General features: G+C 66.1%; 23 protein-coding genes. 12 read left to right on the forward strand and 11 right to left on the reverse strand.

The genetic code is table 11. The features are described 5' to 3' along the window. Positions 1-56: 56 nt before the first annotated feature. The 3 genes from KBZ13_RS09315 to KBZ13_RS09325 all read right to left on the reverse strand — a co-directional run bounded on the left by KBZ13_RS09315 (position 57) and on the right by KBZ13_RS09325 (position 4,530). Positions 57-1,901 carry a fatty acyl-AMP ligase gene (locus KBZ13_RS09315; RefSeq protein WP_255008518.1) on the reverse strand — a complete coding sequence of 615 codons (1,845 nt, stop codon included), beginning with the start codon at positions 1,899-1,901 and terminating at the stop codon, positions 57-59. Further along, on the reverse strand, positions 1,898-3,196 hold the full coding sequence (locus tag KBZ13_RS09320) for a cytochrome P450 (protein WP_255008519.1): 1,299 nt from the start codon (positions 3,194-3,196) through the stop codon (positions 1,898-1,900). Before KBZ13_RS09320 ends, KBZ13_RS09315 begins: the two co-directional genes overlap by 4 nt. Positions 3,197-3,291: 95 nt before the next feature. Continuing rightward, complete coding sequence (locus KBZ13_RS09325) at positions 3,292-4,530, reverse strand: hypothetical protein (protein WP_255008521.1); 1,239 nt, start codon at positions 4,528-4,530, stop codon at positions 3,292-3,294. On the opposite strand from KBZ13_RS09325, the gene KBZ13_RS09330 reads away from it, so the two are divergent. Continuing rightward, positions 4,529-5,044, forward strand: coding sequence for an SRPBCC family protein (locus KBZ13_RS09330; protein WP_255008522.1), 516 nt, complete (start codon positions 4,529-4,531; stop codon positions 5,042-5,044). The two genes, KBZ13_RS09325 and KBZ13_RS09330, sit on opposite strands and share 2 nt — an antisense overlap. Before the next feature lie 155 nt (positions 5,045-5,199). Here KBZ13_RS09330 and KBZ13_RS09335 read toward each other — a convergent pair whose 3' ends face one another. Then, a complete protein-coding gene (locus KBZ13_RS09335) occupies positions 5,200-6,336 on the reverse strand; it encodes an MGDG synthase family glycosyltransferase (protein WP_255008523.1) in 1,137 nt (378 codons plus the stop codon). 20 nt (positions 6,337-6,356) lie between these two features. Beyond that, a complete protein-coding gene (gene hisS / locus KBZ13_RS09340) occupies positions 6,357-7,634 on the reverse strand; it encodes a histidine--tRNA ligase (protein ID WP_255008738.1) in 1,278 nt (425 codons plus the stop codon). 58 nt (positions 7,635-7,692) lie between these two features. Here hisS and galE point away from each other — a divergent pair, with 58 nt between their 5' ends. Together galE and selD are read left to right on the forward strand one after the other, a co-directional pair. Then, entirely contained in the window at positions 7,693-8,763 is a 1,071-nt protein-coding gene (galE, locus tag KBZ13_RS09345; protein ID WP_255008525.1) for a UDP-glucose 4-epimerase GalE, read from the forward strand. Next, complete coding sequence (gene selD / locus KBZ13_RS09350; RefSeq protein ID WP_255008527.1) at positions 8,760-10,928, forward strand: selenide, water dikinase SelD; 2,169 nt, start codon at positions 8,760-8,762, stop codon at positions 10,926-10,928. The genes galE and selD overlap by 4 nt, the downstream gene beginning before the upstream one ends. A 23-nt stretch (positions 10,929-10,951) precedes the next feature. On the opposite strand, the gene KBZ13_RS09355 is transcribed toward selD, so the two are convergent. From KBZ13_RS09355 to KBZ13_RS09365, 3 genes are read right to left on the reverse strand one after another with little or no spacing between them, the layout of a single operon-like run. Continuing rightward, positions 10,952-11,272, reverse strand: coding sequence for a thioredoxin family protein (locus KBZ13_RS09355; RefSeq protein ID WP_255008529.1), 321 nt, complete (start codon positions 11,270-11,272; stop codon positions 10,952-10,954). Positions 11,273-11,307: 35 nt separating this feature from the next. Further along, on the reverse strand, positions 11,308-12,537 hold the full coding sequence (locus KBZ13_RS09360; protein ID WP_255008531.1) for a CCA tRNA nucleotidyltransferase: 1,230 nt from the start codon (positions 12,535-12,537) through the stop codon (positions 11,308-11,310). Continuing rightward, entirely contained in the window at positions 12,537-14,963 is a 2,427-nt protein-coding gene (locus KBZ13_RS09365) for a UvrD-helicase domain-containing protein (protein ID WP_255008533.1), read from the reverse strand. Before KBZ13_RS09365 ends, KBZ13_RS09360 begins: the two co-directional genes overlap by 1 nt. A 202-nt stretch (positions 14,964-15,165) precedes the next feature. Here KBZ13_RS09365 and KBZ13_RS09370 point away from each other — a divergent pair, with 202 nt between their 5' ends. The 7 genes from KBZ13_RS09370 to KBZ13_RS09400 all read left to right on the forward strand — a co-directional run bounded on the left by KBZ13_RS09370 (position 15,166) and on the right by KBZ13_RS09400 (position 20,812). After that, complete coding sequence (locus KBZ13_RS09370; protein ID WP_255008534.1) at positions 15,166-15,795, forward strand: hypothetical protein; 630 nt, start codon at positions 15,166-15,168, stop codon at positions 15,793-15,795. 14 nt (positions 15,796-15,809) lie between these two features. Next, entirely contained in the window at positions 15,810-16,112 is a 303-nt protein-coding gene (locus KBZ13_RS09375; RefSeq protein WP_255008536.1) for a hypothetical protein, read from the forward strand. Positions 16,113-16,220: 108 nt separating this feature from the next. Further along, a complete protein-coding gene (locus KBZ13_RS09380) occupies positions 16,221-16,940 on the forward strand; it encodes a hypothetical protein (RefSeq protein ID WP_255008537.1) in 720 nt (239 codons plus the stop codon). After that, a complete protein-coding gene (locus tag KBZ13_RS09385; RefSeq protein ID WP_255008539.1) occupies positions 16,937-17,953 on the forward strand; it encodes a glycosyltransferase family 2 protein in 1,017 nt (338 codons plus the stop codon). The genes KBZ13_RS09380 and KBZ13_RS09385 overlap by 4 nt, the downstream gene beginning before the upstream one ends. Before the next feature lie 172 nt (positions 17,954-18,125). Then, positions 18,126-18,836 (forward strand): sulfotransferase family 2 domain-containing protein, encoded by a 711-nt coding sequence (locus KBZ13_RS09390; protein ID WP_255008540.1) that lies wholly within the window; start codon positions 18,126-18,128, stop codon positions 18,834-18,836. A 208-nt stretch (positions 18,837-19,044) separates the two neighbouring features. Further along, positions 19,045-19,941: a hypothetical protein gene (locus KBZ13_RS09395; RefSeq protein WP_255008542.1), complete on the forward strand. Its 897-nt coding sequence runs from the start codon at positions 19,045-19,047 to the stop codon at positions 19,939-19,941. 10 nt (positions 19,942-19,951) lie between these two features. Continuing rightward, the gene (locus KBZ13_RS09400) at positions 19,952-20,812 is read left to right on the forward strand and encodes a glycosyltransferase family 2 protein (protein WP_255008544.1); all 861 of its coding nucleotides are present in this window, start codon (positions 19,952-19,954) and stop codon (positions 20,810-20,812) included. Here KBZ13_RS09400 and KBZ13_RS09405 read toward each other — a convergent pair. Further along, positions 20,809-21,885 carry a glycosyltransferase family 4 protein gene (locus KBZ13_RS09405; RefSeq protein WP_255008545.1) on the reverse strand — a complete coding sequence of 359 codons (1,077 nt, stop codon included), beginning with the start codon at positions 21,883-21,885 and terminating at the stop codon, positions 20,809-20,811. The genes KBZ13_RS09400 and KBZ13_RS09405 overlap by 4 nt on opposite strands. Further along, the gene (locus KBZ13_RS09410; RefSeq protein ID WP_255008547.1) at positions 21,882-22,769 is read right to left on the reverse strand and encodes a glycosyltransferase family 2 protein; all 888 of its coding nucleotides are present in this window, start codon (positions 22,767-22,769) and stop codon (positions 21,882-21,884) included. Before KBZ13_RS09410 ends, KBZ13_RS09405 begins: the two co-directional genes overlap by 4 nt. Positions 22,770-22,797: 28 nt before the next feature. On the opposite strand from KBZ13_RS09410, the gene KBZ13_RS09415 reads away from it, so the two are divergent. Next, entirely contained in the window at positions 22,798-23,289 is a 492-nt protein-coding gene (locus KBZ13_RS09415; RefSeq protein WP_255008555.1) for an HIT family protein, read from the forward strand. A 29-nt stretch (positions 23,290-23,318) separates the two neighbouring features. Further along, positions 23,319-24,089, forward strand: a complete 771-nt coding sequence (gene kdsB / locus KBZ13_RS09420; protein WP_255008556.1) for a 3-deoxy-manno-octulosonate cytidylyltransferase — start codon at positions 23,319-23,321, stop codon at positions 24,087-24,089. A 4-nt stretch (positions 24,090-24,093) separates the two neighbouring features. Here the strand turns inward: kdsB and KBZ13_RS09425 are convergent, their stop codons facing one another. After that, the gene (locus KBZ13_RS09425; RefSeq protein ID WP_255008558.1) at positions 24,094-25,092 is read right to left on the reverse strand and encodes an SIS domain-containing protein; all 999 of its coding nucleotides are present in this window, start codon (positions 25,090-25,092) and stop codon (positions 24,094-24,096) included. Positions 25,093-25,100: the final 8 nt, after the last annotated feature.

Consider the following 25,100-nt stretch of genomic DNA (forward strand, 5'->3'; position numbering starts at 1 on the left):
ACCTAAGGATAGTTGCCACACCCCATCGCCAGGGCCGGCTCTCCAGCCGCCAGGGTTCACTCCCCCAGCCCCAGAAGGTCTGCGGAGACGGCCACCCGTTCTGATTGGGCTGAGGGCAGGATCCAGGAATGAACGACAGCAAGACTCCCACTGAGAAACTCACTCCGACAGTCAGCCCGTCTGACTTTGCCACTCGTTGTCCTGGGGATCGTGGCGGGCCTGATCAAAACCACCGCCTGGACACGGACACCATGCACGGAGAGAACGCGCCGGCGGATTGTCTCGGTGCATTGGATCAAATGAATCGACCGGAGCGCCTTCCCCTCAATTTCCTGAACAACGACCACCTGCTCACTTCCCTCCCCCTCCAGGGAGAACGCCGCCCCACCACCAGACTGCAAGCCGCTGAAGCAGCGCTCAACGGTCAGCTCGATCTCATGGGGATACAAGGTTTTCCCTTGGAGAATGATAATGTCCTTGATCCGTCCGGTAATGAAGAGGTTGTCATCCTGTATGAATCCCAGGTCTCCTGTTCGAAGGAATGGACCCATCCCAGAATCAGCCAATGTGGCTGAAAAGGTTTGCTCTGTTTCGAGCCCGCGATTCCGGTAGCCCCTGGCCACACTCGCTCCTTGAACCCAGATTTCTCCAACCCGATCGGCAGGGCAACGGGCTCGATTCAAGGGATCGACGATCAGAACCTGATGATGAAGACCCTCACGCCCGCAGCCCACGATGGTGAGGCTCTGGTCAGAGGGAGCCGTGGAGGGCACAACCCGGTTGACCATCAGATCCGGCCGGCTGACGGTTTTCACAACGATCGGCCTCCGATCCCTGATCCCTGTGACAAAGAGCGTAGCTTCGGCCAAGCCATAGCATGGATAGAAGGCTTGGGGATTAAATCCACAACCAGCAAAGCGATCTGAAAAACGCCGGATCGTATCCCATCGAACAGTTTCTGCGCCCGTGAAGGCAAGGGTCCAGCTGCTCAGATCCAATTGCTCACGCTGGTCGTCTCTGATCTTCTGAACACACAATTCATAGGCAAAGTTAGGGCCACCACTGCTCGTTGCCCTGTAGTGACTGATTGCCTGCAGCCACCTGAATGGCCTCTGGATGAAGTGAAAAGGAGACATCAGAATGCAAGGCCTGCCAATATAAAGCATCTGCAAAATGTTTCCGATCAAACCCATGTCATGAAAATGGGGGAGCCAGCCCATTCCCATGGTGCTCTGATCATGCTGAAAGGCCTGCCGGATCAGCTCTTCGTTGGCAAGAACATTGGCGTGGGACACCACAACCCCCCTGGGGGCGCCGGTGGTACCCGAGGTGTATTGGTAGAACGCCGCGGAATCAACGGAACGATCGGGATGATGCCAGCTGGGATCCTGGTCCCCAGTGAGGTGATCGGTGGCCAGCCAACGCAGCGGCCGCGCCCATTCGCAGGTGGTGGCACCCTTTTGCAGGGTCTCCAGAATGTCGGAACGGGTCAAGACCAAGCTGGTGCCGGCATCGCGGAGGATCGCCGAGAGGCCTTCGAGCCTCTTCAAGCCTGGTGGCGTTTGAAGCGGGATCGCCACGAGGCCGGCGTAGAGGCAACCGAAGAAAGCCTCGATGAAGCTCAGACCTGGTTGATAAAGCAGACCAACCGCCTCAGATCCAGGCTCACAGACCTGCAACCAAGCGCCGATCCGTCGGGCTTGTTGATCAAGTTGGAGGTAGGTGATTTCCTCCGCCTCCCGCTCTCCATCGCTCAAAAAGACGTAAGCCACGCACTCTGGCTGGTGCCGAGCCCTGTAGCGAAGGAGATCGACCAGGGTCTGAACGGGCTGTTTTGTCAGCCCTCCCCCCCCACAGCCAGCAGGCGGCCAGGGCCAGGAACCAGCGGGCGGCTCGATCACAAGCGCCGCAGCTTCACCCGCACCCCATTGACGGAGCGCAAGGTCAACCGCGCCACCAGCTCGGGACTGTGGCCTGGATCCGGCAGGATCTCGTAGCGGCGCACCAGTTCGGCCAGCACCAGCAGCGCCTCTTGCAGGGCGAAGGCCGCACCGGGGCACTTGCGCGGCCCGAGGCCGAAGGGCAGGAATGCCTCCCGCGCCATTCGGCGCTCCTCGGTGCTGGCCTGGTCGGCCAGGAAACGCTCGGGTCGAAAGCTGTTCGGATCGCTCCAGTGCTGCTCGTGCCGCTGGATCACCCAGGGGGAGATGGTCAACAGGGAGCCCACAGGGCAGCGCTGATCGAGCAGGTTGGTGGTCAGCTGGGCTTCACGCATGAAAAAGCTCACGGGGGGGTAGAGCCTGAGGGTTTCGTTGAACAGGGCCGCTCCGTAGGGCAGCTGGCGTAGGGCCTCGAAGCCCAGGGGGCCGTTCTGACCCGCCAGGGCCGCCGTCACCTCTTGCCGCAGGCGCCCCTGCGCCTCCGGAACCTGGGACAGCAGATACACCGCCATGGCCAGGGCACTGGCGGAGGTTTCATGGCCCGCCAGAAAGAGAAAGCAGACCTGATCGACCAACTCCTCCAGGCTGAAGGAACTGCCTGTGAGCGGATCGCGGGCCTCCAGCAGGGCCTGGAGCAGATCCTGGCTGCTCGCTGCCTGGCCAGGGGCGGAACCAGAGAGGCGCGCCTCGATCGCCTGGCGGATCCAGACTCTGATCCGCCGGGCATGGGTGGCCAGGTAGCGATTGAGCAAACTCTGGGGCAGACGCAACAAGCGCAACATCACCGCTTGACCGGCCCGTCGTTGGTAGCGCGAGAAGTCTTCAAAGATCACAGCCGCCTCAGGCCCCGCCAGCGGCCGCGACAAAATTGTGCGAACGATCACATCGGCGGCCACCAGGGTCATCTCGGCGTCGATCCCCACGGTGCGGCCATCAGCCAGGGGGTCGAGCCGCGCGATCAGATCATGGGTGGCCGCCTCCATCTGGGGGAACACTCGCTGCAGCTGGGCCACCTGGAACGCCTGATCCACCAGGCGCCGTTGCCGCTCCCACTCCGTTCCGTTCACTGAGAAGATCGCCCGGCCGATCAGGGGCTGGAGCACCCAGAGCGTGAACGGATGCTTCGGAAATTGCTCCACCTGCTCCACCATCAGCCGACGGACAGCCGCGGGCTGATTGACCAGGAACAGGTTGAACCCGAAGAACCGAATCCCGCCGATCGGAATCTGAAAATCCCAGGCATTCAGCAGGCCCAACCAGGAATGAAGGCCGCGAATCAATCGAATCAGGTAGTTCGGCGTAAAGGGCTCTGGGCGGGGATGGACAGGCTCAAACGCGAAAGGGCAAGGCATCATGAAAACGGGTGCTCGTTGAGCACCGAACCTGCGGCCGGCTTCAGCACAAGCTCCAAGTAGTCAAAGCCGCCACTGCGCTCCGGGTCAGCCGTGGCAATGTATTCGAAATGAAGACCCAATTGATGTTTAATCACTTCCCAAAGTGATGTGAGGGCCTGGCGCTGAGCCAGCGGGATCAGTTCCATCACCAGGTAGGCGGGTTCAGGAATGTCTAAACCACAACTGGCGTAGGGATCGACCCCCGGAAAACAAAGGAAATCGTCGGTTGAGCTAACATCAAGCCAGGGCAATCGGGGCTCTAGGCTAAGTTCAACAAGATCCCGGTGAAAAGTTTTGGCACTAGCTTGTTCAGCAAGAAAAGGAAGGATCTGACCCAGTGTCAGTAGGCTCAGCTTGGGGCCAATCACAGCGAATCCCGGCTGGCGGCGCAGCTCCGCAGCCAGCATGGCCATCACCAGAGAGCCGATACTGTGGCCGACAATCAGGATCTCGGCAGCTGGCTCACGCTGCTCAAGCTCCAGGATCGCCAATGCATGAAGCTTGAGACGACCCCTGAGTGCACCATCACCAGATTGGCCGATCAAACGGGTGAACTGCATGCTGCGAAACATCCACACGATCTTCAGCTGCTCGGCCAGTTGCCAAGCCACCACTAACACTCCTAGACCAATCGTAAGCGCCAACAACCAGGGTAACGGTGCCACCAATCCTGTGGTAGCAGCCAATGAACCGACAACAAATCCGGCCAAGATGGCAAGAAGCATGGCCACCAAAGCAACACCAAACGGAACCAAGATACAGATTGCCGCTGGGTAGGAAATACGGCGGATTCGCCAGAGGGCACCTTGCAGTAGGTAGTAGTTGTACATGAGCAAACCAGACCGAAGAAGACGAATGGGATCGCGCACCCAAGCTCCACGTACAATGTCATCCCAATGCAAGAAACAATAATCAAGATTACATACAACTGCACCAACATCACCTTCTTCCTTGACCTGCCAGCGACTCAACAAACCTCGGCCATCCTTACGCCTAGGACCCATCGAAAAGACACGGCCCGTGCGCTCAGTGAAGCGGGTCAGTTGCTGAGAGAAAAATCGATGATAAAAAGGCGCCCCACGTGGATCAAAGCCACTGACATAGTAAACTCGTCTTCCAACAGAGTGGTCTGGCACTTCCATCATCAATTCACGCCCACACGCAATGCTGCGACGACCCGGCTTTTGCTTAGCCATGAGCTTAGCGGCCACCATCCTGATCGCCCCCAGTGCTGACGGCTCCCCTGCTGCCCAACCGCTTCTGAGGGGAAGCCAAGGGTCATATACCACTTCGATCTACGTGGCCACCACACCTGAAAAGGCCTGGAAGGTGCTCACCAACTATGAAGCCACCGCAACCGCGATGCCGGACATCAAACTGGCCAAGCTGATCAGCCGCCAGGGCAATAAGTTAGAAGTCGCCCAGACGTATCAGGCCCCCTACACCTTCGGTTTGCGCATCAAGGCCCGGCTCGCGATCACTGAGAATCCGCCCCGCCAGATGAGCTATCGGCTGATCAGCGGTGATCGCATCCGCAACTTGGAGGGCAACTGGAGCCTCACACCCGTCAAAGGGGGCGTGCTGGTGAAGCACCAGATCAAGATCGATCCTGATCTCCCTGCGGTGTTGCGTCCACTTTATTTTGAACTCAGCGAAACCAACCTGAAACAATCAATGAATATCCTCCGCAACCTGATGGAGCGCAGCTGAGCGATTCGATCATCAACGGTCTCAAGTCCCTGGAGCCTGACCCCGAGCGCAGTCTGCTCTGTCAGAGTGAGATGTCAAAGTAGGCAACATCAAATGCCCACGATCGCAATCAGATTGGATGTGGCACTTGAACCTTGAGGGATGATCGAAAGTGCTCAGACCTGCATCAATGCATCAGGAAGGAGATAGCGCACCACGGCCAGAGGGTCAGAGCTGAGGCGGGCCTTGGAATAGCGCTGCCGCCAGGCGTGATAAGCGGCAGGGTCATCAAGCAAGCGTCCAACATGATTGGCAAGATCACCGGGCTTGCGAATCGAAAGCTGCAGATCACGCGCTTGGAAATAGCGAAGAGCCAACAACTCTTGGGGCATGGTCACTCCATGGCAATTAAAGATGAGCGGACAGCCCAGGGCAAGAGCCTCGGTGGCCGTGCGCGCGCCCGGCCGGGCCACCATCGCCCAGGCCTCCCGGTAGAGCTCAACCATCTCCGCTGGACCCTGAAATCCCAATGCCTGCACGGGCAGACCCGGATGAGCACGGGCCCAGTCGTGTAGTTGCTCCACCACCCCAGCCCGCTTGCCGCAGAGGGCTACCACCCTCAGACGACCAGAGAAAGGGAGCAACGCATTGAGCTGCGCCTCGTGATTGTTGGCACCGTTGGAACCGCTGCCAAGCACCAGCAGGGGCAGAACGGGCGGATCACTGGACGACTCTAAAGAGGTCAGTCGCTGGTCGTCATGGAAGGGCGGATGCAACAACGGACCGAGCACCGCAATACGTTCGGGCGGATAACCTCGGTGCCGCACTTCCTCCGCCACCTCCTCAGTAATCGCCCAGAAACCATCAGCCTTAGGGCTTACCCAATTGCGGGTGAAGCCAAAGCCCCCATCCAACTCGGTGCAGCACGTAACACAACGCAACTGGGTGCCAACCACCCGCTTGGCCAAATCAAAGTGGCCCCGATTGATGTGGGGATGAGTGGAGATCAGTAAATCGGGCCCCTGGCTACGGAGGGTGCGCACCAGGTACCTGTGGCCGTAAATAACTGTGCCAGGTTTGGCATGATCTTCAAACTCCAAAAGTCGCCAGTAAATCTGATGCAGCCACGGCGCTCGGCGTTGAATCCAATTATAGAGATCGGTCCCGGCGCGGGCCACCCAGCTAGCATTCTCCAGCACAGAATCGATCTTCACCTCAACCGTGGGGGCCAGGATCTTGAGCCATTCGGCAATCGCTTCGGCAGCGGCGTCATGGGCCGTTCCTGAGCTTGAGGTGTAAATCAGCACGCGCATCCGCTCAGTTTCCCATCGTTTCAACCCAGCCGCGCCTGCAGACCAGCCAGGTCTGCCAGGGGCAGGCGCAGCTCCTGGGCTGGATCGCCCGATCCCTCCCGCAGGGCCTTGAGCAGCAACTCGCCGCTTTCCGCTTCCCCGTCGCCGATCACGGCTGCCCAGCGGGCGCCGCTGCGGTCGGCGCGCTTGAACTGCTTGGCGAAGGCGGAGCCGCTCAGATCCAGCTCCACCGCCAGCCCCCGCTGACGCAACCCCCGGGCCAGAACCAGCGCCAGTGGCTCGGCCCGCTCCCCGCGGCTGACCACATACAGGTCCGGGGCAGGGGCCGCCGGCAGTGCGGCTGGATCCCCCTGGGCCAGAAGCACCAGCAGCCGCTCCATCCCCAACGCCCAGCCGATCGCCGCGGTAGGTGCGCCCCCGAGCTGCTCGATCAGGCCGTCGTAGCGGCCGCCACCGCAGACGGTGGCCTGGGCCCCCAGCTGATCACTGGTGATCTCGAAGGCGGTGTGGCTGTAGTAGTCGAGGCCGCGCACCAGCCGGGGGTTGAGCTGGAAGGGGATCACCAGGGCCGCCAGGGATTCCTTCACCCGCTCGAAACGCTCGCGGCTCTTGTCGCTCAACGCCGCCGCCAGGGTGGGGGCATCCGCCAGCAGCGCCTGGGTGCCGGCGTCCTTGGAATCGAGAATGCGCAGGGGGTTGGTGGCCAGGCGGGCCTGGGAGTCGGGGTCAAGCTGATCGTGTCGGGCCTCCAGGAAGGCCACCAGCTCCTGGCGGTAGCGGGCGCGATCCTCACCGCTGCCCAGGGAGTTGAGCTCCAGGGCCAGGCCCTGCACACCCAGGTCCGCCAGCAGATCCCAGGCCAGGGCGATGACCTCGGCGTCGCTGCGGGGGTCGTCAAAGCCCAGATACTCCACGCCGATCTGATGGAACTGACGCTGGCGCCCCGCCTGGGGCCGCTCATAGCGGAACATCGGCCCGCCGTACCAGAGCCGCTGGGAGCCCTGGCTGAGCAGCCCGTGCTGGAGAGCGGCGCGCACCACCGAGGCGGTGCCCTCCGGCCGCAGGGTGCAGCGGCGCTCACCCCGATCGAGGAAGGAATACATCTCCTTGCCCACCACATCGGTGGCCTCGCCGATGCCGCGGGCGAACAGCTCGGTGACCTCCATCACGGGGGTGCGGATCTCAGCGAGGCCGGCGCGGCGGAAATGCTCCCGGGCCGTGGACTCCACCCCTTGCCACAGGGGCGTCGCGGCGGGCAGCAGGTCCACCATGCCCCGCAGGCTCTGCAGCTTCTCCACACCCTGGGCCAGAACTGGGGCCATCTTGGGCGATGGCCCCAGCCCTAACCTCAGGTCCATGGCCCAGCTCCTGATCACCGGCGGCGCCGGCTTCATCGGCAGCCACACGGCCGTGGTGCTGCTGGAGGCGGGCCACAACCTGGTGGTGCTCGACAACTTCGACAACAGTTCGCCGGAGGCGCTGCGGCGGGTAGCGGAGATGGTGGGGCCGGAGGCGGCGGGGCGGCTGAGCTGGATCGAGGGCGACATCCGCTCGAGCGCCGATCTGCAGCGGGCCTTTGCGGCCGCCCCCGCGCCGATCGAGGCGGTGGTGCACTTCGCTGGCCTCAAGGCGGTGGGGGAATCGGTGGCCAAACCACTGCGCTACTGGGACGTGAACCTCAGCGGCAGCCGCTGCCTGGTGGCGGCGATGGCCGAGCACGGCTGCCACACGCTCGTGTTCAGCAGCAGTTGCACGATCTACGGCGTCCCGGAGCAGATGCCGATCAACGAGACGGCCCCGATCCAGCCGATCAACCCCTACGGCCATACGAAGGCCGCCGTCGAGCAACTGCTGGCGGATGTGGTGGCCAGCGAAGCGCCGGAGCTGGCCCGCTGGCGCATCGCGCGCCTGCGGTACTTCAACCCCGTGGGCGCCCACCCCAGCGGCCGGATCGGCGAAGACCCCTTGGGAACACCCAATAACTTGTTTCCTTTCGTCAGCCAGGTGGCGGTGGGCCGGCGCGAACGCCTCACGGTCTATGGCCGCGACTGGCCCACGGTCGATGGCACCGGCGTGCGCGACTACATCCATGTGATGGACCTGGCCGAAGGCCACAAGGCCGCCCTGGAGGTGCTGCTGGCGGAAGCGCCCCAGCTGCTCTCCTTGAACCTGGGCAGCGGCCAGGGCCAATCGGTGCTGGAGGTGGTGCGGGCCTTCGAGGCCGCCAGCGGCCGATCGATTCCCTATGAGCAGGTGGATCGGCGCGCGGGTGACGCCGCGATCACCGTGGCCGACCCGTCGCTGGCGGAGGAGCGGCTGGGCTGGCGCACCCGCCGCGGCCTCGGGGAGATCTGCCGTGACGGCTGGGCCTGGCAAAGCGCCAACCCTTCTGGTTACAACACCCCCGGCTCTAACAGCTCCGGGTGACGCCTGCCCCCGCGCCCCAGCGTCAGCTGCTCCTGGCGGGCGGTGGCCACAGCCATGCCCTGGTGTTGAAGCGCTGGGTGATGCATCCCCAGCACCGGCCGAAGGTCTGCCGCATCACCCTGGTGAGCCGCGCCAGCACGGCGCTGTATTCCGGGATGGTGCCGGGCCTGGTGGCGGGGCTCTACCTGCGCGAGGCCTGCGCCATCGACCTGCGGCGGCTCTGCCGCCTGGCGGGGGTGAGCTTCGTGCGGGCCGAAATCCTTGGCCTGGAGCTGGAGCAGCGGGAGCTGGTCCTGGAAGGCCGGCCGCCCCTGCGCTGGGATCTGCTCAGCCTCGATCTGGGCGCCGAGACAGCGGCCGTAGGGGCGGGCGAGATCGCTGTGAAGCCCTTGGAACCGTTTTTGGACTGGTGCGCGGGCTTGGGCACAGGCGCTTCCGGGGAAGCGGCGGAGCTGCGGATCCTGGGGGGCGGCGCCGCGGCGGTGGAGCTGGCCCTGGCCCTGCAGCGCAGGGTTCGCCCGCGGCTGATGCTGCGGGGCGAGGGATTGCACCTGGGTTCAAGGGCCGCCAACGCCTGCGGCGAGCGGCTGTTGGGGCGGGCGGGGATCCTGGTCGAGCGGCATGCCGAAGCACCCGAGGCGGTAGGTGCTGCAGCAGGCGCGGAGCCCGCCCTCGCCTGCACCGGCAGCAGGGCCCCTGGCTGGCTGGCGGCCTCGGGGCTGGCCGCTGATCCAGCCACGGGGCGCCTGCTCACGGAGACCAGCCTGCAGGTGGTCGGGCATCCCGCTGTGTTCGCCAGCGGTGACTGCGCCCTGATCTCGGACGCACCTCGGCCCCCCTCGGGGGTCTGGGCGGTGCGAGCGGCTCCGGTGCTGGCCGCCAACCTGGAGCGCCGGATGGCACAGCCGCCACGCCCATTGCGCCGCTGGCGCCCCCAACGCTGGGCCCTGCAGCTACTCGGCGATGGCGGGGCGCTTTCGGATCAACCCCAGGCACTGGCCTTCTGGGGTCCCTTCGCCCTGGGGCCCTCGTCCCTGCTCTGGCGCTGGAAGGAGCAGATCGACCGGCGCTTCATGGAGGGCTTCGCGGCCCTGGGGGCGATGACGGGCGGCTCCGAAGAACAAGCGACAGCCATGGCCTGCCGGGGCTGCGCCGCCAAGCTCGCCGCCGCCCCCCTGGGCAAGGCCCTCGCCCGCCTCGATCCAGGGGCGACCTCCGACCCCGAGGACGCCCTGGTGGTGGGCCCAACGGCCGAGGGCGGCCTGTTGTTGCAAAGCCTCGATGGCTTTCCGGCCCTGGTGGACGACCCCTGGCTGAACGCCCGGCTCACCACCCTGCACGCCTGCTCTGACCTGTGGGCCTGCGGCGCCCGGGTGCACTCCGTGCAGGCGCTGGTGACCCTGCCGCGACTCGGAGAGACTCTTCAAGAGGAGCTGCTGCTGCAAACCCTGGCCGGGGTGCGAGCGGTCCTGGAACCCATGGAAGCCCAGCTCATTGGCGGCCACAGCTTGCAGCGCCTGGATGCGGGCGAGGAACTGAGCCTGGCGCTGACGGTGAACGGGCAGGCCCCGCCCGGGCGTTTCTGGACCAAGGGGGGCCTGCGGCCGGGCGATGCGCTGCTGCTGAGCCGGCCGATCGGCAGCGGCGTGCTGTTCGCCGCCGCCCAGGCGGGCGCGGCCCGGCCCGAATGGATCGATGGGGCGCTGGCGCTGATGGGCCAGAGCCAGGCAGCGCTGGTGGAGCTGCTGGCGGGCTTCGAGGTGCACGCCTGCACCGACGTGACCGGATTCGGGCTGCTGGGCCACCTGGGCGAGATGGTGCAAGCCAGCCGCCGGGTGGATCCGCAGCTGACCGTGGCGCTGGAGGCCGCCGCCGTCCCCGCCCTGGAGGGGGCCCTGGAGTTGTTGGGACTGGGCTTCGCCAGCAGCCTCGCCCCCGCCAATGCCAGCGCCCTGGCCCTGCTGGAAGGCCCGATCCAATGGGTGGACTCCTGCGCGCCGGATGGGGTCAGTCGAAGAGCTCAGGAGGGCCTGCTGATTGATCCCCAGACCAGTGGCCCGTTGCTGGTGGCGCTTCCCGGTTCCCAGGCCCCCGAAGCGCTGCAAACCCTTCGCGGGGCCGGTTTCCCCCAGGCGGCCGTGATCGGGCGGGTCGCTGGGGCCTAAATCGCCTGGGCCCTTCTGGGCGCTCAGGCAACCGGGCTGGGAAGACCGGCTGCGACCGCCAGGCGTTCGCGGAACTCCCCTTTGGGCAGTCCGCCTTTCACTTCGCCGTGGACCTCGAAGCTGCCCTCCGGATCGCTCACCACCAGGTAGGTGGGCCAGCCCATCCCCTCCTTGTTGGGGTACTGGCTGAGCAGCACCGGGCGGTACTTGTGGTAGGTCGTGGTGTCCTGGAGCATCACGCTCACGAACTCCAGACCCAGTTCGGAAGCCACCTTGGCGTCGTAGTGGGCCATGCGGTGGCAGGTGCCGCAATCCACGGAGCTGAACTTGATCACGGTGGCCATGGCCGTCTCGGCAACGAGCCGGGAAGGTAGCGAACTCAGGGGCGCTCCTGGTCGAGGCGCTGGGCCCGCCGCGCCCGCAGCGCCTGCCCCAGGGCCGGACCCGGCGTCAGGCCCTCGGCGATCAGCTCCGTGGCGGTGACCGGTGCCTTCAAGTGACGCCAGCGCAGCCACCAGCGCAGCAGGGGCCGACGGGGGCCGAGGCCCGCCGCCAGGGCCAGGGCCACCGCCTCCGCCGACCCACCCCGCTCTTCCAGCGCCTCGCTCCAGCGCGAGGGCGACCAGCCGGCGCTGGAGCCCTGCACCGCCGCCAGCCACTGGCGCAGCTGAACGAACTGGTGCAGCAGCTTCTGGCCGTGGTGGGGCAACTGCAGCCGGGCCGCCAGCGCCGGAAGATCAGCCACCACCGCCAGCCAGGCCGGCAGCAGGGGTAACGCGAAGCGCTGGGCCCAGCGCAGCCGGCGCCGCCAGTGGCGGTCGTTCTGGAGGGCCTCCTCCACCAGGGGCAGGGCCCCCCAGGCCTGCAGACAGCCCAGGGCCTCGCGCCAGTCCTCCCGCTCCAGCAGCAGATCCAGCTCCATGCGCAGGCGGGTGCCCAGGGCCGGTGGGGCCAGCTCCGGAGGATCTCCCGGCCGCCAGGCCCAGGGCCAGGCGGCCAGGGTGCGCCGCAACTGCTCCAGGCTGCCTGGCGCCAGCTCGAACCCAAGCCGGGCGGCGTAGCGGGCCGCCCGCAGCACGCGGGTGGGGTCATCGTTGAGGCTGCTGCCGTGGAGCAGGCGCAGGCGGCGGGCCGCCAGATCCGCCTGGCCGCCGTGGGGATCCAGCAGCTCCAGGGCCACCACACCGCCGGCGGCGGGGGCCAACTCCAGGGCCATGGCGTTGATTGTGAAGTCGCGGCGGGCCAGGTCATCGGCCAGGGCGGCGAAGCGCACCACGGGGTTCTCTCCAGGGGCGGGGTAGCTCTCCTGGCGGGCGCTGGCCAGATCCAGCAGCACCCCATCGAGCTCCAGTTCCGCCGTGCCATAGGCCCCGTGAATGTGACAGAACCCCAGCCGCTCCGGACCGGCCCAGACCCGTAGCCGCTCCGCCAGTTCCGGGGCCGAGCCCTCCAGCACCAGATCCAGATCCACCAGGCCGCGCCAGGGGTCGTTGTGGACCTGATGCAGCAACAGATCACGCACGGCGCCCCCCACCAGGGCCAGCCGCCGGCCGCCGGAGTGGGCCACCAGGGCCTCCAGCAGCCCAGGAGGCAGCCCAGGGAGTTCCATCAGGCCGAACCGCCGCCGGTCGGATCGCCGCCCAGGGCTTCGATCGGCGCCAGGCGCGGATCAAGGATCTTCGGCCCCATGCCCGCGAACTTCACCGCGATCGAGACCTTCTCGCCGCTGCCGAACAGATGGGTGACCTTCCCCTCACCGAAGTTGGCGTGGCGCAGGCGATCCCCCACGCTCCAGCTGCGCGAGATCCCCTTGCGGCGCACGGCGTTGGCCGGCGCCCCCGCGGCCCCGCCGGCGGCGGTGCGCAGACTCTCATCGCGGTCCACCCGGGTGAGCCGCTCCAGCCGCTGCTCCCGCCGCAGGGCCGCGCCACCGCTGCCCGGCAGATCGCCCTGGATCAACTCCGCTGGCAGCTCCGAGAGAAACACCGAGGGCACGGCCGGCTCGCGCAGGCCGCCCCAGAGCCGCCGTTCGCTGGCGTGGGAGAGGAACAGGCGCTCCTTGGCCCGGGTGATGCCCACGTAGCAGAGGCGCCGCTCCTCCTCGAGGGCGGCGGGATCCTCCAGCGAGCGGTAGCTGGGGAACAGCCCCTGCTCCAGACCCACCATGAACACCACGGGAAACTCCAGACCCTTGCTGGCGTGCAGGGTCATCAGGGTGACCCGGTCGGCGGCGGTGTCCTTGCTATCGGCGTCGCTGGCCAGGGCGGCGCTGGCCAGGAACCCTTCCAGGGAGCCCTCCTCGTTCTCCTCCTGGTACTGCAGGGCGGCATTCACCAGCTCCTGCAGGTTGCGGCGCCGCTCCTCGGCCTCATCGGTGCCCTCGCTGATCAGCTCGGCCACATAGCCGCTCTGCTCCATCACCCGCTGCACCAGCTCCGAGGGGGCCGCGTCCTGGATCCGGCCGGCCAGATCGCCGATCAGCTCACTGAACTGGAGCAGGCCCCGGGCGGAACGCCCCCCCAGGGACCGCACCGCCTCGGCGTCGCTGACCACATCCCAGAGGGGGATTCCCAGCTGACTGGAGGCATCGGTGAGTCGCTGAACTGTGGTCTTGCCGATGCCGCGCCGGGGCACGTTCAGCACCCGCAACAGGCTGACGGTGTCGGCCGGGTTCACCAGCAGGCGCAGGTAGGCGAGCACGTCCTTGATCTCGCGCCGGTCGTAGAAGCGCAGGCCCCCGACCACGATGTAGGGGATGCCCCAGCGCACCAGCGATTCCTCCATCGCCCGCGATTGGGCATTGGTGCGATACAGCACGGCCATGTCACCCCAGCGCAACTCGGGGTGGTTGGCATCGAGCAGGCGCATGCGGTGCACCACCGCCTCGGCCTCGGCAATCTCGTCGTCGCAGCGGGTGAGCGTGATCGGTTCGCCTTCGCCGCGGGTGGGACGCAGCACCTTGTCGATGCGTTCGCTGTTGTGGGCGATCAGGGCGTTGGCCGCCGCCAGGATCGTGGCGGTGGAGCGGTAGTTCTCCTCCAGCTTCACCATCGTGCGGGTGGCGTCGTCGGCGGCGCGATCGCCGAAGTCGTCCTGGAAGCCCATCAGGATCGTGAAGTCGGCCGCCCGGAAGCTGTAGATGCTCTGGTCGGCATCGCCCACCACGAACACTGAGCGATCGGCCCAGTTGGTGAACTGCTCGGGCTCCTCGCCGCCCGTGACGATCAGCTTGATCAGGTCGTACTGGGTGCGGTTGGTGTCCTGGTATTCATCCACCAGCACGTGGCGGAAGCGCCCGTGCCAGTAGTGGCGGACCTGCTCATTCGCGCTTAAAAGCTGCACCGGAAGCAGGAGCAGGTCGTCGAAGTCAAGGGCGTTGTTGGCGGCCAGGGCGCGGCGGTAGCGGCGGTAGGCCTCGGCCATCTGCTTGCCCCGTTGCCCCTGCTGATCGGCCTCGAGCTGCTCGGGCAACCAGCCCTGGTTCTTGGCGTTGCTGATCGCCCAGCGCACCTTCTTGGGTTCGAAACGCTTGGGATCCAGGCCCAGTTCCTGGGTGACGATCTCCTTGACCAGGGTCTGGGCGTCGGCCTCGTCGTAGATCGAGAACTGGCGGGTCCAGCTCAGGCCCTCGGGATCGGTGTACTTGTCGATGTCGAAGCGCAGCAGCCGCGCGAACAGGGCGTGGAAGGTGCCGATCCAGAGGTCTTTGATCACTTCGCGATAGATGCGGCTGCGCAGCTGGCGCTGCTCCACGGCGCTCAACGTGCTGAAGGGCTGGCCGAACTGGCTCTGGGCGAGCTTCTGGGCCAGCAGGACCTCCAGCCGCTCCTTCATCTCCCTGGCCGCCTTGTTGGTGAAGGTGACCGCCAGCAACTGGGCCGGATCGACACCGTGGTGACCGATCAGGTGGGCGATCCGGTGGGTGAGGGCGCGAGTCTTGCCACTGCCGGCGCCGGCCACCACCAGCAGCGGGCCGTTGTGGTGATCCACCGCCCGCCGCTGGGCGTCATTGAGGCCGGCCAGAAAAGAAGTCAAAGGGGCAGCCTGGCCCTGGCCTGGGTCTGAGGAGTGGGTTGGGGCAGCCATGCCGGGGAGCCTAGGAAGGAGGGACGGGGAACCCCATCGGCGAAACCGCGTAAATTCCCGACGCCAGCGTCTTGCCCATGGCCAGGGAAGCGGCCGACCGCTTGCCCGCCTTCACTGCCGAGAGCCAACGAAGCGATCTGAACCGATGGAGATGACCTGGGCGGAAAAGCTTGAAAGGGCTGACGTGCATCGCCACCCCTTGCCCCACCTGGTCATCGATGATTTCCTGCCGGAGGACCTTTTGGCGGCAGCCCTCCGGGGCTTCCCGGACCGTGGCCTGATCAGCGATCTGGCCTGTCGATCCGAGGATCTCCAGGCCAATTCAAGGGCCAGCCTGGATCTGTCCACGGTCCAAGGGTGTGATGACTCCAGGCTTAACGATCTCAAGGCCTTCTACCAGGCCCTCGGAATCGAGGCGCTGATGCGTTCGCTGTTCGGCAGGCTGCGACCCTTCCTCGAAAATCCACTCGAGGCCAAAACGGAGCAGCTCCCCTATCTGCCGCGGATGTCGATGGGCGACCGGCAGAACTGGCTTCAGGGGATCCCATCCCTGTCTTACGACATCCAGCCGGGAATCAACCCGCCTCAATTCGCAGGACTGGAGCCCCATCTCGATGACAAGTACGAACTGTTTGCCGGCTTGCTGTATCTCCATCCTTCAGAAACACCCCCTGTGGGCGGTGATCTCATCCTCTACGAACACCGCCCGGGCGCAGTGTTCGATGGCACCCGCCTGAAGGGGAATGCCTATGGCCTGAAGCCAGTGAAGCGAATTGCCTAAAGCACAATCGATTCGTGGTTCTACTCAACGGAAAATCAGCCTTGCATGGGGTGACGCCCTACCTGGAGAGCGACAACCAAGCGCCGAGAAGGCTTTTCAACATCATCGTTGAAGCCTACAATCTTCCTTACAAGAGTTATGGCTACTGGGATTTGGCCAGAGGCAAAAAAACCACCAACCTCAAACATGCCGCCAAGGGCGCGATCAATCTGTTGCGGCACCAATTGGCACGGGCCCTGTTCCCAGCTCGGGTCGCGGCTCAGCTGCGGAACGGCACGCCTGTAGAGGTGATGGATCGCTGGGAGTTCTGGGGCTGAGTGCTGGCGTCGGGATGGCGCCCCTGACCCTGCGGCTAAATTGATTGGCTTGCTACGCCGCCCTGCGGTGCTTCCCACAGGCCTGTGGCTCTTGCCGCCTCCAACACCATGGCCGCTTCACTCGGAACAATTCCCATCTTCATTGGCCACGACCCGCGTGAGCGGGCCGCCACCGCCGTGCTGATTGACACCCTTTCCCAGCACAGTTCCCTGCCGCTGGCGATCACGCCGATCGTCACGCCCCAACTGGAGGCTCTGGGGGTATTCCGGCGGGAACGGGATCCCAAGCAGGCCACGGCTTTTTCCTTCACCCGTTTTCTCGTGCCCCATCTGATGGGCTATGGGGGCTGGGCCATCTTCATGGACTGCGACATGCTCTGCCGTGGGGATATCGCCGAGCTCTGGGCCGAGCGGGATGATCGCTTTGCCGTGCAGTGTGTGCAGCACGAGCACAACCCCAATGAGGTGGTGAAGTTCCTGGGTGAACCCCAGAGCCCCTATCCCAAAAAGAACTGGAGCTCGCTGATGCTGCTCAACTGCGGACGCTGCACAGCATTGACCCCCGACTACGTGAACAGCGCCAGCGGCCTGGAGCTGCACAGGTTCCACTGGCTGGCCGGCGACCATGAGATCGGACCTCTGCCCGAGCGCTGGAATCACCTGGTGGATGTGCAGCCCGCCCCGCTGGAGACCGCGGCCCAGGGCGGCCCCGCCCTGCTGCACTGGACCCTCGGGGGGCCCTGGTTCCGGGAACAGCGCACCATGGGTGGTGTATTGGCCGCCGAATGGTTCTCCGCTCGGGATGACGCCATGAAGCTGTGGGATTGACCGCGCCCGGCCTCAGCGTCGTCACGGTCTGCATGAATCGGCGCGAGCACCTGCTGCACTCCGCCGCCGCCCTCAGCCGCTGGCCCCACCACAAGGAGCACCTGATCGTTGACTGGAGCAGCACCGAGCCCCTGCGGCGGGCTGACCTCCCGGATGATCCCCGCCTGCGGCTGGTGCGGGTGGAGGGCGAACCCAGCTGGAACCTCTGCCGGGCCTACAACTTCGGGATCTCCCGGGCGCGGGGTCCGTGGATCCTCAAGCTGGATGCCGACTGCTGGCCGACCGCCGACTTCGATCCATCGCTCGTGGTGCCCGATGGATCCGGAGGCCCTGGCCCAGCGGAAGGGGCCTACGCCCTGGGCAGCGGTCCGGATGGGCGCAAGGGTCAGTTTCTGATCGCCAAGGAGCTGTTCGCAGCCATTGGCGGCTTCAACGAATATCTGGTGGGCTACGGCTTCGACGACAAGGATCTGAAGATCCGGCTTCGGGTGTTCAGCGGCCGGGAGCCCCTGGAGATCCCCCCCACCTGGCTGGAGGTGATCGCCCATACGGACGCCGAGCGGGCGGAGCTGTGGCGCGGCGAACAACGCAGCCTGATCGGCCAGTCGCTCGGTACGGCTCGGATGCGTGCGTCCCGCCTTTCCAACCGTCTGCTGGTGGCCTACCACCCCTGGAGCAGCCACTCCATCGCCAGCGAGTACCACGAACAACCCGATGGAACCTGGCTGGTGCGACCCGACTCGGTCCCGTCACCCTCGACGGAGGTCGCCGAGGAGATCGGCCATGTGCGGCGGATGACCTTCTGGGGCTACTTTTTGGCGATCCCGGAACCCTGCCTGGAGGTGCTGCCTTATTCCATGTTCCCGCCGGCCCGGCGTGGCCGCTGGGACGTGCGCTGGTGGCATCGGCTCTACTGGTACACCGGCCGGCAGCTGTTGACGCTCCCGGTCTGCCTTCTGGCCTCGACCCGTGGGCTGCTGATGGAACTCAAACAGCGGTTCGGCAGGGCCTGAGCCCGCTCACCGGGCTGCCCATCGGATTCGCTTTCAAGCCAATCAATCTTGAGGCGTAGCCAGTGCTCCGGGCCTTTGGGCAGAAACCGCAGCGGGGCCTCATCCGGGCCGATCCTTCCGACCGAGCCGAGACGTAAACTTCCCCAAAGACTACCGAAATAGGCCCGGCCTTATGGCACCCAAAGCCTTGGTCAACAAGATCAACAATGTAACGATCTTCACCTCTCCGAAATGTTCATGCAGGAGTGTCAGTGACTTTGCCTGGGAAGTCGCGAAACTGAGCGAAATACGAAACAGAGAGAAGGTCAACATCATCGTCTTTCGGAACCCCTTCAACCGCCTGATCAGCGGATTCCTCAACAAGTACGTCGAACACACCAAGTATGTCGATGACGCCAAGAGGAAGAACCCCCGGGTCGACCTCCATTCATTTGAAAATTTTCTCGGTGAGCTCAGCTCAAATGGCCTCAAGCTGATCGACAAGCTCCACTTTACGTCCCAGATCTCAGCCTACAAGCGCCGGACATTCGACCTCGTCTTCAACTCAGAAGATCTAGAGCCCCTGCAGAACTACATCAATTCCATGTTTCTCACCAGCGTGGAGATGCCTTTTCGAGTCAACAAATACGGAGCCAAGAACCTTGGGGAATCGCCGTCAGCTGCGGCAGCTGATTCACTTCCCTGCGATCCCTGGAAACTCGATGCTGGCCGCCTGCTGGAACTCATCAAGAGCAAGCAGACTCCTGCCTACTCAGACTTTTACAACCCATCCCTCAAGGCCATCGCTAAGGCGTTCTATCACGATGACTTCAGCTTTCTCACTGCCTGCCTGGATCGAGGCCTGATCGATTCGGGTTTTCACGAACGCTTGACCACCATCTGAGGGCCTCTGCCTGGATCAAGCCATCACGCTCAGATGCTCTGGACATCTCATCACTGAATGGCGAATCAATGATGTCCCTTCAGGCCGATGTCCTGGTTCTGTTCATTTCAAGCTCGACCTCGGGTTTCGCCAGCTGCCAACCTGAACCAAAACTTGCTGGTTCGGGCCTGATGCTGGTTCCATCGATCCAGAAGCCAGTGGCGCGAGCGTGAGCGGAATCAGCCTCTATGTCTGCTTCAACCAGGTGAACTACCTGGCCGCCTGGCGCCAGCGGTTGCTGGAGCGGCCGCGGGATCTGAGCCTGCTGCTGGTGGAGCCCAGCCGCGTTCGGCCCGATGCCAGCAAGCCCTGGCCGAGAGGAATCGCTCACCTGCGCGGCCCCAGTGGCCCATGGACGATGGCGGTGCTTGTGCTGCTGGCGCTGCTGGGGCTGATCGAGCGCATCTACATCCCCCACCGGCGCGAGGCAGGGCGGGGCTTGGGCTTCGTTCTGTCGCGCTGCCGCCACATCCACCTGCTCGATGACGGCCTCGACCAGTACCGGGGCCAGCCCCGTGCCCTCATTACCGGGCAGTTCCCCCTAGGCACCCCCCTCTACCTCTTCTCCGACGCGCTGCCGTTTCGTGCCCCCTGGTGCGCCCGTTTCGCCTGCCGGGAGCTGGGGGGCTTTCCGCTGCCTGCCGGCGATCCCGGCGGTGAGGCCCTTTTGGCCTCTCGCCAGCGGCCGGCCAGCCTGGTGGTGGATGCCCCAGGCCTCGATTGGCTGCCGCCGCTGGAGGCCGACCTGCCGCCGCCGCGGTTGGTGCTGGCCCATCCGGCTGCCGGTAAACGCAGCTGGCCAGCGGCCCCCACGCCGCCGTCCTCCTCAGCGGCCACTTCCCCTGCTCGATCAAGGCCGAACCCCGATTGGCTGGTGCTCCACTTCCCTGGACCGCTGCTGATCGGCGAGAGCTTCCTGCTGGTGATCGCCCTGGTGCACCGCCCTGTCGACTGGCCCCTGCTGGTGGCCCTGCCGCCGGCGGTGGACCCCCAGCTCCGGGCCATGGTGGAGTGCCTCTGCGCCCAGCGGCCGGCCAGCCGCCTGCTCAGAGCGGTCCCCCCCTGACGCCGTCCTGATGGATCCCTCGCCTGTTCCGATCTCGGTGGTGATCAACACCCTCAATGAGGAGGCCAACCTGCCCTACGCCCTGCGCTCGGTGCAGAGCTGGGCAGCGGAGGTGGTGGTCTGCGACATGCACAGCGACGACGCCACCGTGGCGATCGCCCGCTCCTTCGGCGCCCGGGTGTGCCTGCACGAACGGCTCGGCTTCGCCGATCCGGCCCGGGCCTATGCCATCGCCCAGGCCCGCCACGACTGGGTGCTGGTGCTCGATGCCGACGAGCTGATTCCACCCGCTCTGGCGCGGCGATTGGCGGGGGTGGTGGCCGAGGGAAGCTGTGACATCTGCTGGATTCCGCGGCTCAACTATTTGCTGGGGGCGGCGCTGCCGGGCATGGGCTGGGGGCCAGACGAGGACGCCCAGATGCGACTGTTTCGGCGGCCGGCGGTGGAGGTCACCGGCGACATCCACCGTTTCTTTCATGCCCGCCCCGGCGCCCGCGAGCGGCGTTTGAGCTACGTGCCGGACGGCGCCATCGTTCACTTCAACTACATCGACCTCTCCCACGTCCTCGCCAAGCTCAACACCTACACCTCGATCGAGGCGGCCGAGGCGCGGGCGCAGGGGCGGCGAGCTTCACTGCTGTGGGCCCTGCTGGTGTCCCTGCGGCGGGAGTGGTGGGGGCGCTGGCTGCGGGGCCGGGGCTACCGCCTGGGCTGGCGGGGTCTGCAGCTCACCGTGATGATGACGATCTACCGCTTCGTGGTGCAGGCCAAGTTGGCGGAGCTGCAGGCGGGCATCAGTGCCGAGGGTGTCCGCCACAGCTACCGGCAGGAGGCCGAACGCTGGCTGATCGATCCTGACCACACCACTTAGGACAGCTCCCGCAACAGTCCTTCCACCTGACGGGCCGTATCGCTCCAACGAAAATGAGCGGCGCGGGCAAAGCCCGCTTCTGCGAGCCGGGCCGCCAGCGCCGGCTCCCGGATCAGAGCCCCCATGGCCGCGGCGATCGCAGGCACCGAACGCGGCTCCACCAGCAGCGCCGCCTCACCTACTACCTCCGCCAAAGCCCCAGCGCGGGCGGCGATCACCGGGGCGCCGCAGGCCATGGCCTCCAGGGCAGGCAGGCCAAAACCCTCCCACAGGCTCACCAGTACCAGCGCCCGGCAACGGTTCAACAGCTGCAGGCGCTCTTGGTCACTCACCCAGGGAAGCCAGTCGCAGCGACCGGCGATCCCCAACTCCAGGGCCAGGCGCTGGAGCTTCGGGGTGTAGCGCCGGTCGTGGGGGCCCACCAGGGTGAGGCGATGCTCCCGATCCGCCAGGGCGGCGAAGGCCCTCAGCACCCGCTCCAGGTTCTTGTGGGGGTCGTGGCGGCCCAGCACCAGGAAGAACGGCTGGCGCTCCAGGCCGAGGGGACGCAGCTGACCAGGGTTGAAGCCGAGCCGAATCGGCACCAGGCGCCGCAGCGGCACCCCCAGGCGCCCGTGCACTTCCCGGGCGGTGGCCTCGGAGTTGCACAGCACCCGCAGCGCCCGGTGCAACACCAGCGGCACGTAGGCGAGGTGGTACGCCAACAGCGGTGTCAGCTGGGGGTAACGCAGCGGCAGCAGATCGTGGGCGAGCACGATCGAACGCACGCCTACCAACAGGGGCGCCTCAGGCAGGGGGGAGAGCAACAGCGGTGCTCCGCTCGCCCGCATCAGCTTGGGCAACTGGCGTTGGGTCCAAATCAGCCGCCTCATGTGCCCCGCGCGGCCCTGCTCGGGGGAGAGATCATCGGGGATCGCCACGCTGCCGGGACGCTCACCATCGAGCGGATCGAGCAGGGGAACGAGGGCGGGATCCAGCGCCGCCACCAGCTCCCTGGCCACCACGCCGATGCCGGTGGGCCGCTCGCTGAGGTAGCTGCCGTTGAACAGAGCCAGCGGGGTGGGTGCGCTCATGGGCGCTCCTTCGGGGTCGTCAACGCCTCGGCCGTCGCCGCAAACACGGCAGCGCTCTGGCGGGGCTGCAGGGGCAGCCGCAGGAGCGCCTTCAGCCACAGACGGGCCAGGCGGAGCCCCAGCACCCAGCGCGGGCGGTGCCGCCGCAGGAAGCGCAGATAGCTGACGGTGGAGAGACGAAGCCGTCGCTCGCTGGGCGTATGGCTGCCCTCGCCCCGCTGATGAATCACAGCCGGATCGGGCAGCCAGAGCACGGGAGCACCCTGCCCAGCCAGGCGCAGGCAGAGGTCCATGTCCTCGTAATAGAGGGGGAAGGCCGGATCGAAGCGGGCCGGCGGGGTGTGGGCCTGGGGGCGGAGGGCCAGGCTGCAGCCGCTGAGCCAATCAACACTCAGATACCGGGCACTTCCCCCCGAAGCAAGCGCCTCGATGAGGCTGGATTCCGTGAGCTTGCGGCGCCTGAAATCCAGCCCCGGATCCATCCAGCCGCCGCTGGGCTCGAGGGCTCCATTGGCCTCACGCACGGCGGTGCCGGCCACGGCCTGCGCCGGCAGGGTCGCCAGGGCGGAGGCGAGTGTCGCCAACTCATCCCCCCGCGGCAGGGCGGTGTCGGGATTGAGCAACCACACCCAACCGCGCCAGCCCAGCTTCGCCAGGTGGTCAAAGCCTCGGTTGCAGCCGGCGCCAAAGCCCTCCCCTTCCTTGGCGCGCAGCACGTCCAGCCTGAAGACATCGCCCACCTGGAGTTCGTCCGCCTGGAGCGGCGCCGACTCCGGGGCGTTGTCGACCACCAGCCAGAGCGCCGGCGGCAGGCTCTGATGAGCCAGGTCGGCCGCCAGCGCCTCCAGCGCCGCCTGGCTGCGGTAGGCCACGCTGAGCAGCACGGGTGAGGAGCCAGGAGGAGGGCTGTCGATGATCGATTCACCGCTTAGGGCAGCTTCGCAGCCCGATCAGGCGACGTGCGGAGTCTGCCGACTGCACAACGACCAGGACGCGATCAGCCACTTCGAGATTCACCGTGAGCCGTTGTGGTTGTTGCGGCACCACCCCCTACCCGCCCCGCTGCCAGGGTGGCTGATGCTCGATGCGCGACGCCACCTGGGCGGTCCGATCGACTTCAACCCCGAGGAGGCCGCTGGCTTCGGGCCGGTGCTGCAGCGCGGCTGCGCCCTGGTGCGCGAGCTCACGGGTTGTGATCGGGTCTATGCGATCGCCTTCGGCGAGGGGGCCCGCCACCTGCATCTGCACCTGATCCCCCGCTTTGGCGGCGAACCCGCCACGGAGGCCTGGCGGGTCGCCGACCTCTACCGCGCCATGGAATCGGGGGCCCGCCCGCCGGCAGACCTGGAGGAGGTTGCGGTCCTGGTGCGTCGGGCCCGTGAACGGACGGCCCTCTGGCGATAGGCTCCGGCCCGAACTGGCTGAACAGCCCGATGCAATGCGTGGTGGCGGTGCCGGCCCGGCTCGAATCCTCCAGGCTGCCGAACAAGGTGATGGCCGACATCGGCGGTCGGCCGATGCTGCAACGGGTGCTGGAGTGCTGCCGCGCCGCCCGTCGCCCGGCAGCCGTGGTGCTCTGCACCGACAGCGACCGGCTCCGGCAGGCCGCAGGGGACTGGGGCTTCCAGGTTCTGATGACCAGCCCGGCCTGCAGCTCCGGCAGCGATCGCCTCGCCTCGGTGGTGGACCAGCTGGTGGCGCTCGCAGGTGGGAGTGACCCAACTCAGACGGTGATCATCAATGTGCAGGGGGATCAGCCGTTCATCGACCCGGATGTGATCGACGCCATGGCCGAGGAATTCGAGCAGCGCCATCCCACACCGGAGGTGCTCACCCCAGTCTACCGGATGGGGCCCGAGAAGGTGCACAACCCCAATGTGGTGAAAACGCTGCTGGCAGCCGACGGCCGTGCCCTCTACTTCTCGCGCTCGGCCCTGCCCCACGTGCGCGGTGAGGAGCCCGACCGCTGGCACGATCACGCCCCCTACTGGGGCCATGTGGGCCTCTACGGCTACCGGGGCGACGTGCTGGCCCGCTGGGGCCAGTTGCCCCACTCGCCGCTGGAGCACACCGAGAAACTCGAGCAGTTGAGGCTGATCGAAGCCGGCATCACCTTGGGGACCTTTCCCGTGGACGGGGACTTCCTCTCGGTCGACACCGAGGAACAGCTGGAGCAGGCCCGCGTGCTCGCGCGCGGGGCCTGAACGCTCAACGGCCGGAAGGACCAAGCCCCGCCTGGACCAGGTCATGCAGGCGCAACAGGCCCAGCATCGGCCCCTGGTCCGCCAGCACGGGAAGCACCCCGATGGGTTTGCGTCGGTTGCGCTCCATCCGCTCGAGCGCTTCCACCGCCAGCAGTTCGGGGCCCACGGTGATCGGATCGGCCGTCATCAGCTCGGCGGCGCACAGCTGGGCCCAGGCCATGGGGGGGTGGTGCTCCAGGGCCCGCCGCAGATCCCCATCCGTGATCAGCCCCGACAGCCGTTCCCCCACTCCGGGCTTGCGCACCCAGCAGGCCCCCACCCCATCGCTGGTGAGCTGGGAGATCACCGCCTGGAGGCTGTCCGCCTCATCGAGGGGATGAAGGCGCTCGGCGGGCACCATCAGGTCGGCAACCGTCAAGGTGAGCTGCTTGCCAAGGGCGCCGGCCGGGTGGTTGAGGGCGAAATCCGCCGGCGAGATGCCCCGCCGCTCCATCCAGACCGCCGCCAGGGCATCGCCGACTGCCATGGCCACGGCGGTGCTGGCGGTGGGGGCCAGATTCAGCGGACAGACCTCCCGATCCACCGAACCGTCGAGCACCACGTCACAGCCCCGCGCCAGGCTGGAGTCGATCCGGCCCACCAAGGCGATCCGGGCGGTGCCGCGCCGGCGCAGATGGGGCACGATCTCGATCAGCTCCTGGGTCTCACCACTGTTGGAGAGCAACAGGGCCACGTCCTCGGGTGCCACCACCCCGAGATCACCATGCAACGCGTCCAAGGGGTTGAGATAGAGGGCCATCAGCCCGATCGAGGAGAAGGTGGCGGCGATCTTGCGGGCCACGATGCCGCTCTTGCCCACGCCGGTGATCACCAACTTGGAACGTTGGTCGGCGCAGCGATCGAGCAGCATCAGCGCCGCATCCACCTGGGCGCTGTCCAGGCGCTCGGCCGCCGCCGCAATCGCGGCCGCCTCCTCCTCAAGACAGCGCGTCAGTGCCGACATTCCAGCCC

The sequence above is a fragment of the Cyanobium sp. ATX 6F1 genome (genome assembly GCF_024346315.1).
Taxonomy (GTDB): Bacteria; Cyanobacteriota; Cyanobacteriia; order PCC-6307; family Cyanobiaceae; genus ATX-6F1.

Coding starts and splice junctions, on each gene's coding strand:
- KBZ13_RS09330 (WP_255008522.1), top strand. CDS start 4,529: ATGAGCTTAGCGGCCACCATCCTGATCGCCCCCAGTGCTGACGGCTCC.
- KBZ13_RS09325 (WP_255008521.1), bottom strand. CDS start 4,530: ATGGCTAAGCAAAAGCCGGGTCGTCGCAGCATTGCGTGTGGGCGTGAA.
- KBZ13_RS09335 (WP_255008523.1), bottom strand. CDS start 6,336: ATGCGCGTGCTGATTTACACCTCAAGCTCAGGAACGGCCCATGACGCC.
- galE (WP_255008525.1), top strand. CDS start 7,693: ATGGCCCAGCTCCTGATCACCGGCGGCGCCGGCTTCATCGGCAGCCAC.
- KBZ13_RS09355 (WP_255008529.1), bottom strand. CDS start 11,272: ATGGCCACCGTGATCAAGTTCAGCTCCGTGGATTGCGGCACCTGCCAC.
- KBZ13_RS09360 (WP_255008531.1), bottom strand. CDS start 12,537: ATGGAACTCCCTGGGCTGCCTCCTGGGCTGCTGGAGGCCCTGGTGGCC.
- KBZ13_RS09370 (WP_255008534.1), top strand. CDS start 15,166: ATGACCTGGGCGGAAAAGCTTGAAAGGGCTGACGTGCATCGCCACCCC.
- KBZ13_RS09380 (WP_255008537.1), top strand. CDS start 16,221: ATGGCCGCTTCACTCGGAACAATTCCCATCTTCATTGGCCACGACCCG.
- KBZ13_RS09390 (WP_255008540.1), top strand. CDS start 18,126: ATGGCACCCAAAGCCTTGGTCAACAAGATCAACAATGTAACGATCTTC.
- KBZ13_RS09400 (WP_255008544.1), top strand. CDS start 19,952: ATGGATCCCTCGCCTGTTCCGATCTCGGTGGTGATCAACACCCTCAAT.
- KBZ13_RS09405 (WP_255008545.1), bottom strand. CDS start 21,885: ATGAGCGCACCCACCCCGCTGGCTCTGTTCAACGGCAGCTACCTCAGC.
- KBZ13_RS09415 (WP_255008555.1), top strand. CDS start 22,798: ATGATCGATTCACCGCTTAGGGCAGCTTCGCAGCCCGATCAGGCGACG.
- kdsB (WP_255008556.1), top strand. CDS start 23,319: ATGCAATGCGTGGTGGCGGTGCCGGCCCGGCTCGAATCCTCCAGGCTG.
- KBZ13_RS09425 (WP_255008558.1), bottom strand. CDS start 25,092: ATGTCGGCACTGACGCGCTGTCTTGAGGAGGAGGCGGCCGCGATTGCG.